The 18,117-nt window shown below is 36.5% G+C and carries 11 protein-coding genes; 2 read left to right on the top strand and 9 right to left on the bottom strand.

Features of this window, described 5'->3' with window-relative positions:
- Window positions 1–142: 142 nt before the first annotated feature.
- The 5 genes from F3J23_RS14240 to F3J23_RS14220 form a co-directional block, all read right to left on the bottom strand.
- Window positions 143–862 (bottom strand): hypothetical protein, encoded by a 720-nt coding sequence (locus F3J23_RS14240; RefSeq protein ID WP_167030239.1) that lies wholly within the window; start codon window positions 860–862, stop codon window positions 143–145.
- Window positions 863–870: 8 nt separating this feature from the next.
- Complete coding sequence (locus F3J23_RS14235) at window positions 871–7,491, bottom strand: RHS repeat-associated core domain-containing protein (RefSeq protein WP_167030236.1); 6,621 nt, start codon at window positions 7,489–7,491, stop codon at window positions 871–873.
- Window positions 7,492–7,497: 6 nt separating this feature from the next.
- The gene (locus tag F3J23_RS14230; RefSeq protein ID WP_167030233.1) at window positions 7,498–7,953 is read right to left on the bottom strand and encodes a hypothetical protein; all 456 of its coding nucleotides are present in this window, start codon (window positions 7,951–7,953) and stop codon (window positions 7,498–7,500) included.
- 512 nt (window positions 7,954–8,465) lie between these two features.
- Window positions 8,466–9,854 (bottom strand): dihydrolipoyl dehydrogenase, encoded by a 1,389-nt coding sequence (lpdA, locus tag F3J23_RS14225; RefSeq protein ID WP_167030230.1) that lies wholly within the window; start codon window positions 9,852–9,854, stop codon window positions 8,466–8,468.
- Between the two features lie 227 nt (window positions 9,855–10,081).
- Window positions 10,082–10,345 (bottom strand): hypothetical protein, encoded by a 264-nt coding sequence (locus tag F3J23_RS14220; RefSeq protein ID WP_194303859.1) that lies wholly within the window; start codon window positions 10,343–10,345, stop codon window positions 10,082–10,084.
- Window positions 10,346–10,593: 248 nt separating this feature from the next.
- Here F3J23_RS14220 and F3J23_RS14215 point away from each other — a divergent pair, with 248 nt between their 5' ends.
- Together F3J23_RS14215 and F3J23_RS14210 are read left to right on the top strand one after the other, a co-directional pair.
- Window positions 10,594–10,980: a hypothetical protein gene (locus F3J23_RS14215; protein ID WP_167030227.1), complete on the top strand. Its 387-nt coding sequence runs from the start codon at window positions 10,594–10,596 to the stop codon at window positions 10,978–10,980.
- A gap of 123 nt (window positions 10,981–11,103) precedes the next feature.
- Window positions 11,104–11,985: a hypothetical protein gene (locus tag F3J23_RS14210; protein WP_167030224.1), complete on the top strand. Its 882-nt coding sequence runs from the start codon at window positions 11,104–11,106 to the stop codon at window positions 11,983–11,985.
- 62 nt (window positions 11,986–12,047) lie between these two features.
- Here the strand turns inward: F3J23_RS14210 and F3J23_RS14205 are convergent, their stop codons facing one another.
- From F3J23_RS14205 to F3J23_RS14190, 4 genes are all read right to left on the bottom strand, one after another.
- Window positions 12,048–14,711 carry a beta-glucosidase gene (locus F3J23_RS14205; protein WP_167030220.1) on the bottom strand — a complete coding sequence of 888 codons (2,664 nt, stop codon included), beginning with the start codon at window positions 14,709–14,711 and terminating at the stop codon, window positions 12,048–12,050.
- Entirely contained in the window at window positions 14,711–16,156 is a 1,446-nt protein-coding gene (locus tag F3J23_RS14200) for an alpha-L-fucosidase (protein ID WP_167030217.1), read from the bottom strand. Before F3J23_RS14200 ends, F3J23_RS14205 begins: the two co-directional genes overlap by 1 nt.
- Before the next feature lie 49 nt (window positions 16,157–16,205).
- The gene (locus F3J23_RS14195) at window positions 16,206–17,105 is read right to left on the bottom strand and encodes a TIGR01777 family oxidoreductase (RefSeq protein ID WP_167030214.1); all 900 of its coding nucleotides are present in this window, start codon (window positions 17,103–17,105) and stop codon (window positions 16,206–16,208) included.
- 512 nt (window positions 17,106–17,617) lie between these two features.
- The gene (locus F3J23_RS14190; protein ID WP_167030211.1) at window positions 17,618–18,088 is read right to left on the bottom strand and encodes an SRPBCC family protein; all 471 of its coding nucleotides are present in this window, start codon (window positions 18,086–18,088) and stop codon (window positions 17,618–17,620) included.
- Between the last annotated feature and the right edge of the window lie 29 nt (window positions 18,089–18,117).

The following is an 18,117-nucleotide window of genomic DNA, read 5'->3' as shown; positions in this document are numbered from 1 at the left end:
TGAAACAGCTGCTCCGCCTATGGCACCACCCAGTACTGCACTCCACGTATTCTGCCAGTCCCATTTTCCAAGAAGAAACCAAAAGCAGGATAATTCCTACTTTTGGTTATTTAAGAGGAATCGTTTATTTTATAGAAAAACTTTAATGTTTCTCCCAGAACCAACTTTCCTTAATATAATACTTTTCAACTTTTTTATAAATGCTTTTGAAGGTCATTTTTTTATCTTCAAGAAGTTTTCTTTCTAATAAAACATTTAAATAATAAAAAGAAAATGAATGATCATCATAAGCTAAAATTGGTTCATTAAACGGATGAAAATACCATCTTTTACTAAAACTCCAATCAGCTTCAGGACAAAGTTTAAGTAAATCCTCACCAATAAAATAAAGTGCAGGTACTACAAATTTCTTCTTTTCGTCTTCGGATAAAGTCTTCACCAGCTTTTCTGCATCAGTGTAGAAGGTATCTTCGTTATAATCTAGTCCAATGTCCTTTAAAACTTTTATCATGTTTTCCTTTGTGAAGCCTTCTTTATTCATTAAATCCTTATACAAGAAATATGGAGTATTATTTTCAGGTAAAACAGGATAGGAATTATTCGCAATCATTTCCTCATACTTATTTTTTGATATGATTAAACAACTCCCTCTATCTATATTGGGAAATACAAATAATGTATTATCATCAATAAAAAGTGAAGTAGCTCCATTATAATCAGGAAATGCATGATCCTTCATATTCCTTATGTTATACTTCTTCGACTCTTCAAAGGTAATAACCTGAAAATCTTTGCTTGCATTCTTTTGTGCTCCCATTGTATTAAATTTAGCTAGTAATATTAAAAAAAATAATATTCTCATAGTGTTCTTTATTTTAGAATGACTGAATCTGTTATATCCGTCCATTTATACTGAAACCGAACGTGCATGGCACCGGAAATCATTCTATAATATGCTCTGTAATGAACTATATCTATATTCATTTTACCTGCATATTTATACAAACTAGGAGCAATATAAGTATCTGACGTTGTTCCTATCATAAGATTTCCCCTACCTGCTTTTGCTACTGCATTACTAAATCCCATGTAATTTAACATTGAGTAAATTTGTCCCTGATTTGAACTGCTATACAATGTTCCATCCATCGCTTTCACCTCTGCAAATGAAGCACCACTATATGTTTTGAATTTAAAACCGCCGTCGAACTGCATATCTACTAAATCAAATACACCGTCAGGGACAGTACTTCTGGGTCTATCTTTATACATTCCTGGAAATCTATCTTTGTTATTAGTGTAATTTAGCATCGATAATTTGGTTCTCATTATTCTGTTAAATGCTTCTTCAAATCTTTTCCCGGTATCCTGTTGCAGTCTTCCATAAGAACAGTCTTCACAGAAATTTGCTTTAACATAGTTTAGTAACGTATTCTTGGTTAAACCTTCCCAGTCATCTCCCGAATAGTCTTCTGCAGGAGAGTTGATATACCGATATCCCGTACTAATTCCATCCGTAGAAGTAATTTTATTAGTAAATAAATTACCTGTATAGGATAATCCACCAATAGCCCCTCCCAGAAAGCTTGATCCTGTAAAAGCAGAGTTCAGCCCTCCTGAGACAATACTTGGCAGTACAAACTTAATCGCTCCCGGGTTACTTGCTATACTTCCCAGTGTCCCTGAGATAGCAGCTCCTCCAATTGCTCCTCCTAATACTGCACTCCAGTTCTTTTGCCAGTCCCAATTTCCGGGATTCCATGAGCCGTTGGCCTGTACACCATTCAAATATCCGCCCACTAAAGCACCTACTGCCCACATCCAGAATTCTCCCTTTGGATCATTGTACATCATTGGATTATTCATCACATACCCATATTTATTGTAATTCTGGGTATTTGCAGGATCCTGAATATTTTCATCAGCATTCAAAAATCTTCTGAGTAGTGGATCATAGAGCCTTCCATTCATATGAATAATCCCTACTTCCATAAAATGCTCATGACTGGTATAACCACGGTCTATCAATAACCCTCCGGAATCGTTGATAAGGGTGGATATACTATTCTTATCTACAGCTGTTTTACTGTTTTCTATCTGTAAATGAGTTAAGTTACCCCATGCATCAAAATGCCTTTGCTCCAGTCTGGTTCCCGCCTCATTACTTATAGCTAAAACACTTCCAAGATAGTCCTTATGCAAGAATTTAAAAGATCCGCTGCTCTCATCAAAGTTTTTTAAATATACAATATTACTTTCGTATGGATTTCCTCCGATGTAAATAATATGCTTTTCTTTCCCGCTGGTATTATTCTTCACAATCTCAAAGCTGCCTTCTTCACTGTATAATCTGGTAAATTTTCCATTTCCTTCAGGACCAAAGTTTCCTCCATAAATTACCTTTTGTCTCATGCCGGTTAACCCGTACTGGAATTTTACAGTCCCTTTTTTTCCTAAGATAAGCACCGGATCATTATTCTCATTGTAAGTAACAGACTGAACCAGATCCTGATCATAATTCTTTACCCCTTCGCTATTCAGTGCCATTCCGCTAGGTTGATAGAGCTTTCCGATGTTTTCAAATTTAATGGTGCCCACCTGATCATTTTCCATGATCCTTCCTTTTATATCATAGATGTTTCTATTGGCAGAAGGTTTAAGCCCTAATACAGGATCTGTCCAGTTTACCAGGCGGTTGTTATCATCATAGTCAAAAGATTCTTCAATAAGACCTCCGGATGTTATTCTTTTCTTAAGTTCATTTTTAATGGCATCAAACGAATATGAAAATTTAAGAATATTAGGTTTTATAGCTGATGAATGATTAACACTCGTTAAAAATCCATTTTGATCGTAAGTGTTAACTACCTCTGCCGCTCCTAATTTAGCCTTTGATACCAATCCTTTGGCATTGGTTTCTTTTAGCTCCCACAGAACCTTTCCTGAGTTTTTATCTTTAACCTGATAGAGTTCGCCATTCCACGGATTGTATATGTTTTCAATGGAAGCCTTTGTTGTAACTCCTGAAGATGATATTTGTTTTTCATAAGAACTTACCTTTCCTTTACTGTCATAGGCTACGTTTTCAAGAAATTTAGCTTCAGGAGTCTCTTGTGAAGAGGAAATCATTCTCCCCTGAGGATCATATTTCATGGTGTATGTATACTGTTCCCCATTGGAAGTTCCTGATTTTTTAGTAAGCCTGCCTTTATTATCGTAGGTAAAGGAAGTAGTCTTATTGGTTGTTCCTCCTCCATCTGTTGTGGAAAGTTCTTTTTGAGAGACTAACTGCCCTAGATTATTATATGTATATTCTTTTGTTCCCTTCGGGCTGATAGTTTTGTTAAGCTGACCTAAGCCATCATATTCATATTTATACTTCCCATTCGAAGGATCGTTAAATTCAGATTTTCTTCCCCATGAATCATATTTTGTCGTTACAACATTTTCGGCATATTTAGCCTGAACCTGCTCTCCCGCAGCATTGTAGGAAAACTCTACTGTTCCGCCCTTATCTTTGGAAGAAATTATATTGCCTAAAGCACCAGCTGTTTTGGATGTTATTCTTCCGTAGTCTGCCGTATTTGATTCTTTTACCGTTGTCGTAAGTCCTGATACAGTAGTTTCTGTTTCTTTACCGGTAAACATTCTGGCTGTTACTTTGGCCGGAAATACAGTATCATCATACGTAATAGTATTCCATTGGCTGGCAGACTGCCCTTCAAAATAAGGTTCGGACTCTTTAATTTTCCTGCCTAAAATATCATAATGTATTTCTTTGGAAACATACTGCCCTTGTCCGAAAGCTTTTACAGAAGTTTTATACAATTGCCCGAGTTTGTTGGTAAATGTTTTAGATATATTACCATCCGGTTCGTTTTTAATGACAGTAACATTATCACGATTATCCCTTTCATATGCATAGGAAGTGATTCCCTCCAGATTGGTTTCAGAACTTAATAGTTTACCCCAATCATCGTAGATGTTGGTAATGGTATTTCCATTAGGATCCGTTTCTGTTAGTATCTGTCCCCAATTATCATAGGTAAGCAGGGTTTCTAATCCCAAGTTATCTGTTTTCTTAACTACAAATCTTCCTACAGTATCATACTCATTCTTTTCAGTACGTGTAGTCATATCATAACCTGAGCGGGTAAGCTTTTGAGTAATATTTCCGAACCCATCATAGGTAAATTCATCTACTATAGCCTTGTCAATATCAATTCCAGGAATTGTGGTGGTGGTTTTTAACCTGTTATTTTCATAAGTATAATACTCAGCCCTGGTATTGGTATCTGAATAGGCTTTTTTCTCATCGACACTAGCAGTAATACGCCCTATATAATAATCTTTTCCCTGCCCGGAAGGATTATTCGCATAAGTTATTTTCTTAGTAGATACAGCAAAGGTATTATTGATTTTTGAAACACTTTGTGTCGGAAGATAGTACTGTCCGTATGTAATGGTACTTTCTGCAGCAGCGCCCGTTAAAAAATCTTTTCCTTTGGTTGTTTTAGGTAAAATAGCAGTAACCACTCTGGCTTTATCGGCGTCAGAAACGCTTGTTACCACTTGCCCGTTCAATATTTTATCAATCTGATAGGTTGTGGACTTAAAGCTTAATAATTGTGTATTATTTTCAGAAACATCCGCAGGAAAAATATCCGCATCCGCAAACTTTCTTGTACTCCATTCTTTTATTGGGATACCATCATTGACAGGATCAATCTCAACCCCTGTCCATATTCTTGTATTTGTAAACCCATTGGTATACCAGGAAGATCTTGCCATCTTTCTGAAACCAACCATCCCTTTACCCAATATATTAGCAGTAAGCCCCCTGTATTTAAAGTCCTGCTGCAATATGTTGCTTGGGGGAGGATCCAGAGATGTGAAAGGATTTTGAGTCATTTTAGAAACCACATACATTCCGTAAGACTGGTTTATTTCAACATAAGGATAGTTTTCCGTTTTGGTTCCTGTATAAAGTTCCCCATCGTCTTTTCTCAATTGTCTGTAAGTAATCTCTGTAGTTACCCCTCCTTGTAGAATCGTTTTGATACGAGCTTCTTTTGCCACATCAACATACACATTGGAAGCTTTTTCCTGCTCATTAGCAAAACCATAGTTTTCACCAAATGCAGAAGTCATCGCAAAATGTCTGAGCATACCGCCAGTCCATTGGTCGACAGGAAGTCCTACAACATCTCTTCGGGTAGGGGCTAGCTCTGCATTAATATTACTGCTATTGAGATAGAGAATTTCATTTGAAATTCCATAACTGCTGGACATAGGAGGTTGCTCTCCTCCAAAAACTGAGAATATCTTTGCATTTGCTGTATAACTTCTTGTGTATTTTACTCCTTGTCCGCTGTCCTGAACGTCCTGCTTGCGGTAATATCTGCCGCCTTCCAGCATAATAAGATCTGTTTTCCCATCATTATTGATGTCATAAGCAACAAAAGTTCTGGGATTGGAGATTGTGATATGATCATAAGCGTCCCTGGTAACTCTCCTTTCTTTTTCCGGCCGGTAAAAAACTTTCGTTTCTTCCTTAAAACCATTTCCCTTTGAGGTATAGAGATACCAAATGGCTGAAGTAGAAGTACCCGGCATCATGAGGTCACTCAACCCATCACCATTATAGTCTCCAACAAGACTGTCCGTCCAATATCCTTTTACAGTTTCATCATTAGCGGGGTTAAAAGGTGATATAAACGAAGTATATTGCCCCTGGGCATTTTTCTGAAAAGTAATCAGTACAGGCTTCTGATCGCCACCGAGTTTCAAAAAGTCAAAGATACCATCCCCGTTGAAATCACCGGCTCTATAAAGAGTAAATAAATCCTGATCCGATTTATCAAAATCAGGATAAAGCTCTAACGGATAAAACCAACTATTGTTCTGAATCGATTCATCGGGATTTATTACATAATATCTCATATAACTTTGACATTCACTTGGCAGTTTACCCGAACTGTTGATATTTACAAGTGAACATTCCTTGTCTTTGAGCTGTAAGACAATTTCGCTCAATCCATCTCCGTTGAAATCAACATTCTTTAATCCTACAACAGTCGTCCTTGTTCCATTCTGGAGGGTTCCGGAGAAATTGTCATAATCGGCATTAGGAATTATCTTTTTATAATCCAGCACCAGCTCGTTATTGTCTGTAAGCCCATAAAATGACAGCTCCAGATCTGACTTGGAGGTGGCAGGATTGGTTACAAGCTTTTTAGTAACAAATCCCTGCCTATTGCGGATAAGATTGCCTTTTCTCAGATTAACGGCAATGGCATCCTTTACTCCTGATAAAGAATTTCCTACGAATACAGGCTTTCCACTATGAGAGTAAAAATTACTGGCATTGTAAAAATTAAAATAATCACTATAAAGATATAATCCTATTTGCGGTGTTTTATCAGATGTTTGTGAATGGTATCTTAATATATCCAGATTGCCATCCCCATCAAAGTCTCCTACTACATCGGTATCTGTATTAGGTCTTAATGTATAACTACTGTTCCATTTATCATTTTTATAAGGAGAGTCTTCATATGTAAACTTAACAGGATTAGCCTCTCTATTTTTACTGTTTAATACAGTAATCTTTTCTACATACTTGTACAGATTCTGCGAAAGGTCTCTATAAAAAACATTATATTTTTTGTATTGTTTTCCGCCAGTAGAAATCATAACAGATTCAAGCAGCTTGGACTGGGATAAAAGATTCCCTTTGATATAAGCCGTTTCAGGGAAAGGTCTTGTTGTAAAATTAAAATCAATCTTGTTAAAATGCTGTTTTCCCTGTGTTTCATTTCCTCCCCATTGAATGTTGCTGATCACAGTTGTATTATCTTCTGAAACATAGTTATAGGTCACATAATTCCCATCTGAATCCTTTGATTTTACAATATTATAATCAATAGGAGTTCTTGCAGAACTAGTTCCTGAAGCTGCAGCGCCATACCATGCCTGAGAACCATCCGGGGAAGTGACTTCCCAATATTCCGGGCCCTTCCATGCTACATCTGCCAGAGCACCTATCGATTTAATCTTTATATTAGAGTATTTCTCTGTAACATATTCCGCACCATCTTTACCATATTCTCCGGATTTTAGAATTAGCCTCTGTCCGTTAAAGCTATAATAGTCAGAATAATCAAGCTGTACACCCTTAGTAACCCCATCTTTTTCGATATTTTTTCCGGTTCTTGAAATTGAGCTGATTCCTGAAATATTCCAACCATACCCTACAAGACCATTACCAGCACCACTTACATAAACAAGGCTTATTTTGGGTATAGTATTTTTAACTCCCGGAGGAAGGTCAAGCCCTAATGTATATTGGAGTTGCCCAGCACCTGTAACTTCTATATTTCCCTTAGTATCATGAAATTTCTGTCCCGTCTGTGAAAAACTGAATACAGAAAGAAAAGAGAATATAAACGATGAAAATAATGATATTTTCTTATGATAATATGTCTTCATAGTACATTATCTTTTGGTGATGTTTTTGCTGAAAACTCTTCCGTCTTTTAAGGTAAAGCGTAACATATAAACACCCCAGTCGTAACCGGTCATGTTTATTTTTAGCTGCCTGTTAAGATCAGGTAAATTCTGCTGCTGAAATTTCCAGTGTACCGTACTATGCTGATAAAGGGAAACAGATTGAATAAGTCCGTCTACTTTTTCTGTCCAGTCAATCGTTAAGAAATCACCCACTGGAACGGGATACAGACGAACATCTTTCCAGAACGTTTTTTCATCCATAAGCTGGGAATCTTCTAGAGATCTGGTTTTTAAAGAATTTGAAGACGCTTGATTGGCACTGGCTTCAGGACCACGGTACCGCTGATTGCCCGCTTCGTCATATTTGAAATAGACCTCTGTTTGAGAATAGCCTAAAAAGCCTATTAAAATTGAGGATATTGAAATAATCTTTTTTCTCATAAGTATTATTTGTGTATATATTTTTTGAAGTATTCCAGATTTTTATATAAAATCAAAATACATTTTAGTCGTAAAAATTTCTTATTTATTTTTTTTGAAATATAAATATATAACTCAAACAGAAGGGATCTTTTTTATTATGTTAATCACCTACAATACAAGGAAAAACGCCATTTAAAATTAAAATTATCATATGATTTTATTAGACTAGCTTTACATATTTATAAGAAAAAGCATAACTCATATATAGTTTTCTTTACTCAAATACTTCAAACAAATAGCACTATACTTAAATATTTAAAAAAGGGGAAAATTTTTGAAAACATATCTTTAAATAGCATTATTATTTTCATCAGAGTTCTTCTCTATTTCTTATTATTCTAAAAATATTATTACAGCTTTCACAGATATTATTCCTAAAAAAGACTCCTACAATTATTTTTGAGGAGTGGTAACAAAAAAAGCCCGGATTTCTCCGGGCTTTCATAATATATATCTGTATATTTTTCTGATTAAATGTGAATCACTTCACCATAAGCAGCAGCAGCAGCTTCCATAATAGCTTCAGAAACTGTTGGGTGCGGGTGAATAGATTTAATGATCTCGTGACCTGTAGTTTCAAGTTTTCTTGCCACAACAGCTTCAGCAACCATATCTGTTACACCTTCTCCAATCATGTGGCATCCTAACCACTCACCGTATTTAGCATCGAAAATAACTTTGATGAATCCGTCTGTGTTTCCGTTTGCAGTAGCTTTACCACTTGCAGAAAGAGGGAATTTACCTACTTTGATTTCGTATCCTTTTTCTTTAGCCTGCTTCTCAGTAAGACCTACTGATGCAACTTCCGGGTGACAGTAAGTACATCCAGGGATATTGCCATAGTCGATTTTTTCAACATGCATTCCTTTGATCTTCTCAACACAAGTAATACCTTCTGCAGAAGCAACGTGAGCCAATGCCTGAGTTGGAATGATATCTCCGATAGCATAGTAACCAGGTACTGAAGTTTCATACCATTCGTTTACTAATACTCTTCCTTTATCCGTCTGGATTCCTACTTCTTCTAAACCGATGTTTTCGATGTTAGCAGCAATACCTACCGCAGATAATAAGATATCAGCTTCAAGAGTAATGTTTCCGTTAGCTGTTTTTACAGTAGCTTTTACTCCTTCACCGCTTGTATCAACACTTTCTACTGAAGCGTTTGTCATGATTTCGATTCCTGTCTTTTTAAGAGACTTCTCTAAGTGTTTAGAGATTTCCTCATCTTCTACAGGTACGATGTTTGGCATGAATTCAACAACAGTTACTTTTGTTCCCATTGTGTTATAGAAATCAGCAAATTCTACTCCGATAGCACCTGAACCTACAACAATCATAGATTTTGGCTGTTCCGGAAGAGATAATGCCTGTCTGTATCCGATTACTTTTTTACCATCCTGCGGCAAGTTCGGTAATTCTCTTGAACGAGCTCCTGTAGCAATAATGATGTGGTTAGCTGAATATTCAGTTACTTTACCGTCTTTATCTGTAACAGAAACTTTTTTACCTTTCTGTACTGTTGCAGTACCAAGAATTACGTCAATCTTATTCTTTTTCATTAAGAACTCGATTCCTTTGCTCATTTTGCTGGCAACACCACGGCTTCTCTGAATTACATTAGGAAATTCAAAGCTAGCCTCCACTTTATTCAGACCATAATCTTCAGCATGGTTGATATAATGAAAAACCTGAGCAGATTTCAATAAAGCTTTAGTTGGAATACATCCCCAGTTAAGGCAGATTCCTCCTAAGTTTTCTTTTTCGATAATTGCGGTTTTGAAACCCAATTGTGCTGCTCTGATCGCAGTAACATATCCACCAGGACCACTTCCAATGACAATAATATCGTAATTCATTACTTTAAAAATTTTTATGCGAATTTAAGGAAAAATATTGGATGTATCATGTTTCTGTCAATTGATCTCAAAATGCATTAATAACGTTATTTTGATTTAATTTTACATGAAAAAGAGGACACAAAACGTGCCCTCTTTCAATAAATCATATGTTACATTGAAAATTTATCAAAAATCAAAATATAAAAAACGATTGTTTCCATTTTAATAACGGCAAAAAAACTGCATTATTTTGCCTCTCTAAGTAATCGTTTTTCAGCCGCATATCTTTGATTTAAGGCTTTCATCTGATCTCTCTTCATCTGCTTGGTGGCAAGAGGGTGATTAAGAATCAGTTTTTTTTCAGTATTGTATTTTTTGGTAAGCTCTTGCATTTTAATATTCACCAATTCACTTTTTGAAGGATGTGGAGGTACTGGCGGATGCTTCTGGGCTGAAACATTCATTGATAAACCTAATAACACTACTGTTGAAATTAATAACTTTTTCATGATGTTTATATTTTTGAATGATGTTGATTAATGCCTGTCATTACATTAAATTCATTCCGGTTCACCATAAACATTACACATATCATACCAATTTATGGAACTAAAAGCAAAACACGAATAGCAAACCGTTGGTACAAGTAGTAATTTTTGCAGCCGAGTGTACAATCTGTTGTTTCATTATGAATCTAATTATAGTCCTGATTATGAAGTATTTTTCATACATTTATTTATACTTTTAAATAAAGACTATGAAAACATCTGCAAAGAAAAACAATTTAACTAAAGACAATATCTGGATGAAAGAACCGGAAGATCATGATTTCCCTGCTGCACAGGATTATCTTGAGCTTCTTTTTGAACCGGATGAAGCTCAAAAACTGGTACAAAAACTAAAGAAAGCTCCAACCATAAATAAAAAGTCCAAGGATATTTTAAGAGCCAGCAGGCTTGCTCTTCTTCCCGAAACCAATATCCACGTAAAAGAAAACCTGAAGAAAGTAGAAAAGAATAAAAAGCTTTCCCCTATATTACTGGTACGTGGACAAAATGATCTGATCATTGCAGATGGCTACCACCGCTTATGCTGCAGCTATTATCTTACAGAAGACCTGGAAGTTCCTTGCAGATTGGTTTAATCTTTTCAAACCCCGCATATTATATTGCCTAAATTAAGATCAATAATGAATATTAAATTATTCAATACAGAGTGATATTTATAGTATTTTTTCATAATTTTGTTAACATCCAACTTTATAGATATGAAAAAATACATTTTGATCTTCTTATTTGGGGCTGCATCCCTATCAGCACAGGTAGGTATTAATACTACCACCCCTAACAGTACTTTAGCGATAAATGGTTCTCTAAGAGCGGGCTATACCCAAATTACTGCCACCTCTTACACAATATTGCCAACCGATCATTACATAACGTATAATGGAACTGCCGATGCGACATTTACCCTTCCAGTCATTGGAACCGGAACATCCAGCTATACCGGAAGAATTTATAAGATCAAAAACATATCTCCGGCCGGGATTACCCTTCAGGCATCAAGTGGTAATACGCTCAGAATAGACAATACGCCGGTTTCATCGTTTGTCATTCCTACAGGAGCCTATGCCGAGGTTGTTAATAACAGCAATACCACCGGGGGAACATGGGATCTGTCTTTTACTGTTCTTCCAAAACCTAGTAATGTGGAAATCTATGGTACACAGCTTTCCATTCCTCCGCATGCACTTGGAACCACAGCTATTGCAGACTGGACTAATCATGGTAATGCATCCTATGATACGGGAACTGCAACCGACAGATGGTGGGTCATCAGTAAGACCTCTGTTGATAATGCTCATTTTGCAGGTTATTCAAATGCCAGCAGAATGACGATCGTATATGAATACCAGGGAGCCCCTTTTAATGTAACCAATATGTATCCGATTCTTACTGCTGGGAACAATTCAAGTTTTCCGGATGTATTTACCGCATCGTTTGTAAGTCTTGCTAATAATGGTACCGCAGGAAGAACCAGACTTACCGTATCCGTTGCCCGTGTTGACTTCGTTGGAAATAACGGGGCCAATAACAGTAACTGGACAGGTACTTTCCTATTGAATGTCTTACTGGCCAGAAAATATTAAAAAAGATTAAAATTATATTTTGTTTACAGGAGGGCAGATGTATTTCTGCTCTTTTTTAATGTCTATAGGATTTCAATATTTTGTTTTAAGGACAAATTCTTCGAGGAATTACCTATCATAATTCTGTAAGTCCCTTTTTCAACATTCCATTTCATATTTTCATCCGGAAACTGTAATTGCTTTACGGGAACTTCAATGGTAATAGATTTTGATTCTCCAGGCTGCAATTTTATTTTCTGAAAACCTTTCAGTTCGATAACAGGTCTTGAAACAGCAGCCAATAAGTCTTTCACATAGAGCTGAACGACTTCGCTACCTTCTTTTAAACCTGTATTTTTTACATTTACCTTAGCTATAATGGTATCATTTTCTGAGTAATGAGTTTTGTTCAATTCCAAATCTGAGATTTCAAAAGTGGTATAACTTAATCCGAAACCAAACGGATACAATGGCTCACCACTCAGGTCATAATAGTCATTTCCTCTTCCGGTAGGATGATGATTGTAGCTCAGAGGCAGCTGCCCTTCTTCTATGGGAAAGGTAATGGGTAACTTTCCTGAGGGACTTTCGGCCCCAAAAAGAACTTTTGCCACGGCGCTTCCTCCTTCTTCTCCAGGATACCAAACGTCTAAAATAGCACCCACTTTATCTTTCCAGTCAGTGATTTTTATGGCTGATCCTCCCACCAGGATTACAGTTACAGGTTTATTTAATTTTGAAATTTCATGAATAAACCTTTCCTGATTTCCTGGTAAGCCTAACGATGCGCGATCCTGAAACTCGCCTTCATGAATTCCGGCGGCCACAATGATATAATCTGCTTTCTGAGCCAGATCCGAAGCTTCATTAAAATCTTTTTGATAATGAGGAAGCCCATAATTCCAGATCAGCTCAATGTTGGCTTCACCCCGGTTTTCATGAAACTCAACGGTAATGTCATATTTTTTTCCTTTAACAAAATCAATATTCGTTGTTTTTGTAGAGTAACTCAACTTTTCCCATTGATCAATGACCAATTTTCCGTCCACATACAATCTGAAACCGTCATTTCCACGCAATCCCAATTGATATTTTCCGGAATCGGGTGCTTCCAGTTTCCCTGTCCAACGGATACTGTAATGATCTGGCTGAAGTTTTTCCGGATCAGGTGAATAGAGAGTCCATTTGAAGTTCAGCTGCTCATCTTGTTTTTCAAAAGCAGGATTTCCTTTTAAAGTTGTATTGGAAAAATAGATTCCTTTGAGTCCTTTTTTATTTTCAAAAGATAGATATTGATTGGAAATTGTGGTAAAATCTTTTACATTCCAGTCAATTCCTTTTGAATATATGATTTCAATTCCTTTATTTTTGGTATAATTTTTAAGTCCTTCAACAATATTTATTTTTTTATTCCCCGGTCCTGAATACCCTCCTAATCTTGCATCAGCGGCATCTGTTCCCACCACCAAAATATTTTTTACATTTTCAGGAACCGGCAGTGTTCTGTTATTATTCTGAAGTAGGACAAAAGATTCCGTGGCAGCTTTTTCTGCAACGGATTTATGATTAATTTTCTTTAATTCTTTAATTTCCTGAGATGAAACGTAAGGTTTTTCAAATAATCCAAGTTCAAACTTAGCTCTCAAAACTCTTGAAACGGCATCATCAATTCTTTTTTGCGATATTCTTCCATCTAAAAATGGAGGAATGAATAGTTTATAATGCTGGTATTCTGTCTGAAAAATCACATCAAGTCCTGCATTTATAGCTTGTGCAGAAGCATCATCATAATCTTTTGCTGTAAAGTGCAGAACATTGGCGCCGCCTACAGCACTTGCATCACTAATAACAAATCCTTTGAAATTCCAGTCTTCCTTTAATTTCTCTGTTAACAACCAGTAATTGGCTGTAGCAGGTCTGCCATCGAGTGAATTATAGGATGTCATCACTGATCTGCTTTTTCCTTTCGTAAAAGCATTATAAAAAGGCATAAGATGAGTTTCTTCCAAATATCTTTTACTCCAGTGAATCGGATATGAATCTCTTCCTCCATCTCCTACATTGGCTAAAAAGTGTTTGGGAGTAGTAATAATTCCCTGGTTTTCAAATGATGTAACGAAATGAACTCCCATTACAGAAGTCAGAAAAGGGTCTTCTCCATAAGTTTCCTCAGTCCTTCCCCATCTTACATCGCTGGCAAGATTCACTACCGGAGTAAGAACCTGACGGATTCCTCTTAATTTAGTTTCTTTTGCAATAGCCGTAGAAACATTACTCATTAATTCAGGGTTGAAAGTGGCAGCCAGGCCAATTGCCTGCGGAAAAGCCGTTGCTCCCTCGCGCATTAATCCGTGTAAAGCTTCATCAAAAGGAATAATTGGGATTCCCAGCCTTGATTCTTCCACGAAATACTTTTGAATAGCATTGATTTTTTCAGCCAATTTCTCCGCACTTTCATTGGCATTGTATTGCAGCAGCTGTCCTGCAGCTCCTCCGCCCTGGTTTCCTGCGCTCACCTGTAATCCGAAAATCCCGTGAAAATATTGCCCTTTAGGAACATGATCCAAGTCCCCGGGAATCATAAAGCATTGCCAGAATTTTTCTTCAGGTGTCATTCTTTTCAAGAGGTCCTGGATTCTTGCTTCAACAGGCTGTTTCGGATCTTTGTACAATGGTTTTTGTGCAAAAACGGATGCTGCACTAAACAATAACACAATGCTTGTAAATGTAACACAAAGTGATCTCATTATTGTGTTATTTGGATTACTGTTGCGTATTTGAGATTTTTTCTTTCTTCAGGTAATTTGATTTCAATTGTATTCCCTGTTGTTCTTTTCCATTGTACTTTGGAGGAAATACCTAGTACTTTCAAAGATTTTGGCTTAAAGTTTTCAGGTATAGATAACGTAAGATTCTCAGGTGTTTGATATTCCGATTTTTCATCAATATGGAATATATTCACTGTTTTATGGTCTTTACTTTGGGTATAATAAAAACTTCCTTCATGATACGGAGCAATGCTTCTGGTCGCGAAAACTGCAGTCCCGTTGTTATCCATCCAGGTAGAAATTTCCTTTAATCTTTCATATACAATGGCATCATAATCGCCTTCCGGCCCTGGTGCAATATTCATCAGATAATTTCCGCCTCTCGAAATAATTTTAACTAAGGTTTCAATGATCTTTTGAGAGGATTTATATTTATCATTCAGAACATAGGAAAAGGAGTTTCCCATGGTGATACAACTTTCCCACGGAATGGAAAGCGCATGTTCCGGAACCGCCTGTTCAGGGGTCACATAATTTTCCCATTTTCCGGGAACCGTACGATCTACAATAATAATTCCCGGTTGATTTTTACGGGCCATAGCTCCCACTTTATCCATATCAATATCCTGTTCTACTTTGATGGTCCGCTGCCACTCTATTTTAGAATCTATGGTATGAAAAGGACGTACCCAGCCTCCATCCAGCCAAAGGATATCTATTTTTCCGTAATGGGAAGTGATTTCATTCAGTTGGTTAAATGTAAACTTTTTAAAGCTTTCCCATCTTTCCGGATATTTCTTGGGATCATAGTTGACATTTCTGTCTTTTGGCGGGAAATAAGACCACCAGTAATCATCGGAATGCCAGTCCGGTTTTGAAAAATAAGCACCTATTTTAAAACCTTCTTTTCTAAATGTACTGAAAATCTCTTTTGTGACATCTGCTTTTGGATTTTTTGAAAAGGGGGTTTTGGAAGAGGTAATTTTATAGTCTGACTGCCGGGTATCAAACATAGCAAAACCGTCATGATGCTTGGTAGTGAAAACAACGTATTTCATTCCTGCTTTTTTTACGGCTTCCGCCCATTTCTGCGGATTGAATTTTACAGGATTGAAAGTGGTTTGAAGGTTTTCGTAGTTTTTTACATATTCGTAATAAGATTTTCCGTGTTCGGGCTTTCTCTGAGTCCATGATTCGTCTTCCGGACATAAGCTCCAGCTTTCAACAATTCCCCATTGGCTGTACGTTCCCCAATGCATAAATAAACCGAATTTCATATCCTGCCATTCTTCCAGATTCTGAACAACAAGCGGATCTGCAGGCTTCTGATAGCCTTCAGAAACATTATGAGCCTGGGAAAAAAGCATGGAGCTGAAAAGCACGGATGAAAGAAAGAGAGTTTTCGTATTTGATCTAAGGAGCATATGGAATAGTTTCCGCTAATTTAATTATCATTCGGTAAATGCGCAAACATTAGGATTCCAATAGATTGAGAAAAGCTTTTTCAATATCAAAGTATGAAAACTGAAATCCGGATTTCATCAGTTTTTCGGGGTAAACATTTCGGCTTTTTAAGAGTAATTCTGTTTCTGTTCCCAGAAATACGGATGCAATTTCCAACTGCCAGACCGGAGCATTAAGTCCAAAAGGAATTTTCATCGGTATTCTTAATTTTCTCATCATGGTCTCATTGGATACCGGTACAGGAGCTGTTACATTGATTACTCCTGAAATATTTTCATTCCGGATAATATATTCTACCGCTCTGCAGAAATCTTCAATATGGATCCAGCTTACCATTTGATTTCCCCTTCCCTGTCTGCCGCCTAAACCTAATTTCGTGATCATTTTCAGCTTTGGAAAGGCACCTCCGCTTTTTCCTAAAACGATGGAAGTCCGGAGGGCAACTTTTCTTATCTGTCCGTCATTGATTTTAAAAAATTCTTTTTCCCAGCTTTTGCATATATTCATTGAAAAATCATCTCCAATAGTTCCATTTTCTTCGGTATTTAACTGTTTCTCTGAGTGAACGTAAATGGTTGCAGAACTGGCATTCAGCCAAATCTTTGGCTGATCTGAACATTGGTTTATGGCTTCCTGTAATATTTTTGTGCTGTTAATTCTTGAAGAATAGATTTCCTGTTTATTTTTCTCGTGGTATCTGCAGTCTACAGATTTTCCTGTAAGATTGATCAGAACATCCGCCTGTTCGAGAGTATTTTTCCATTCACCTATTGTTTTTGCATCCCAATAGATCTCGTTTTTACGTGTTGGTTTTCGGGTAAGGATGTATACCTGATTTCCTTTTTCTGTAAAGTATTTTTCTAAGTTTTCTCCCAGGAATCCGGTACCTCCGGCAATGATTATTTTCATGATTTGATTATTTTAAAATTAAGGTCACAATGTTTTTACTATTTTAATTAATTATTTTTCATTCTAGAAACTTTATAGGTCAAAAACAACAGCAGCCCAACTGCCATCAGGTTTTCGGCTTCTAAAATAAGGATCAACAGTCCGGACCTGTTGGTATTCACTTCCCTTTGCAAAAAGTAAAACAGGATAACAAAGGAGAAATTCAAAATTCCCATATATATTTTCCTCACTTTCCATTTATGAAGAAAAATATTCATTGTTATCAGTAAAAGAATAGGAAGTATTATTGATCCAACTAAGAGCAACATGATTACATATCCTAAATCTGGGAACATACCGGTCATTGTTTTTATATTTTAAAGATTCTTATTTAATTAATTCCAGGTCTCATTTTCAAACCTTGCTTGTCTTTGTTTTTACTTTTATTGCAGCGCCTTAATGATAGAGGTTTTTGATGATTCAGACATTCAAAATCTTTTTATTACTCCTACAGGCTTCATTCTGTTTTGGAGTTATACCAGTTTTAAATGGGTTCTTGACTCTGCCATAGTTTTGATTAACTTATTCCTTTCCAGCAAAAAGTTTCTGAGATAATTCCGGAGGAAAACCCTGTTAAAGATCTGTCCTATGATTCCGAATGGAGATTCAAATTCAAAAATATCTGTCATCATGGTTTTCCCTTCTACAATTTCAAAAATATGCTGATGCTTCATAGATGTAAAGGCTCCTTTCTGCATCACATCGGTAAACTGAACCGGTTTTTCCATACTGATTATTTTTGTAGTAAGATTTTGATATACTCCCAGATGTTTTGCCCGCCAGGTTACTGTTTCATTCAGTTCTATGAGTCCGGATGTACGTCCGGCAATAGCTCTTTCATTACTTTTTGAAGTTGATTTCTGGTGCAGATCTATGTCTCTGGCTAAATCAAAAACATTTTGAATATCTGCATTAATAAGCGTTTGTAAATAAATTCTTGACATGTGTATAGGTTAATGCGGGTTAGTTTTCA

This window comes from Chryseobacterium sp. Tr-659, assembly GCF_011752975.1.
In the GTDB taxonomy this organism is placed as follows: Bacteria; Bacteroidota; Bacteroidia; order Flavobacteriales; family Weeksellaceae; genus Chryseobacterium.
This window is presented reverse-complemented; position numbering and strand designations above follow the sequence as displayed.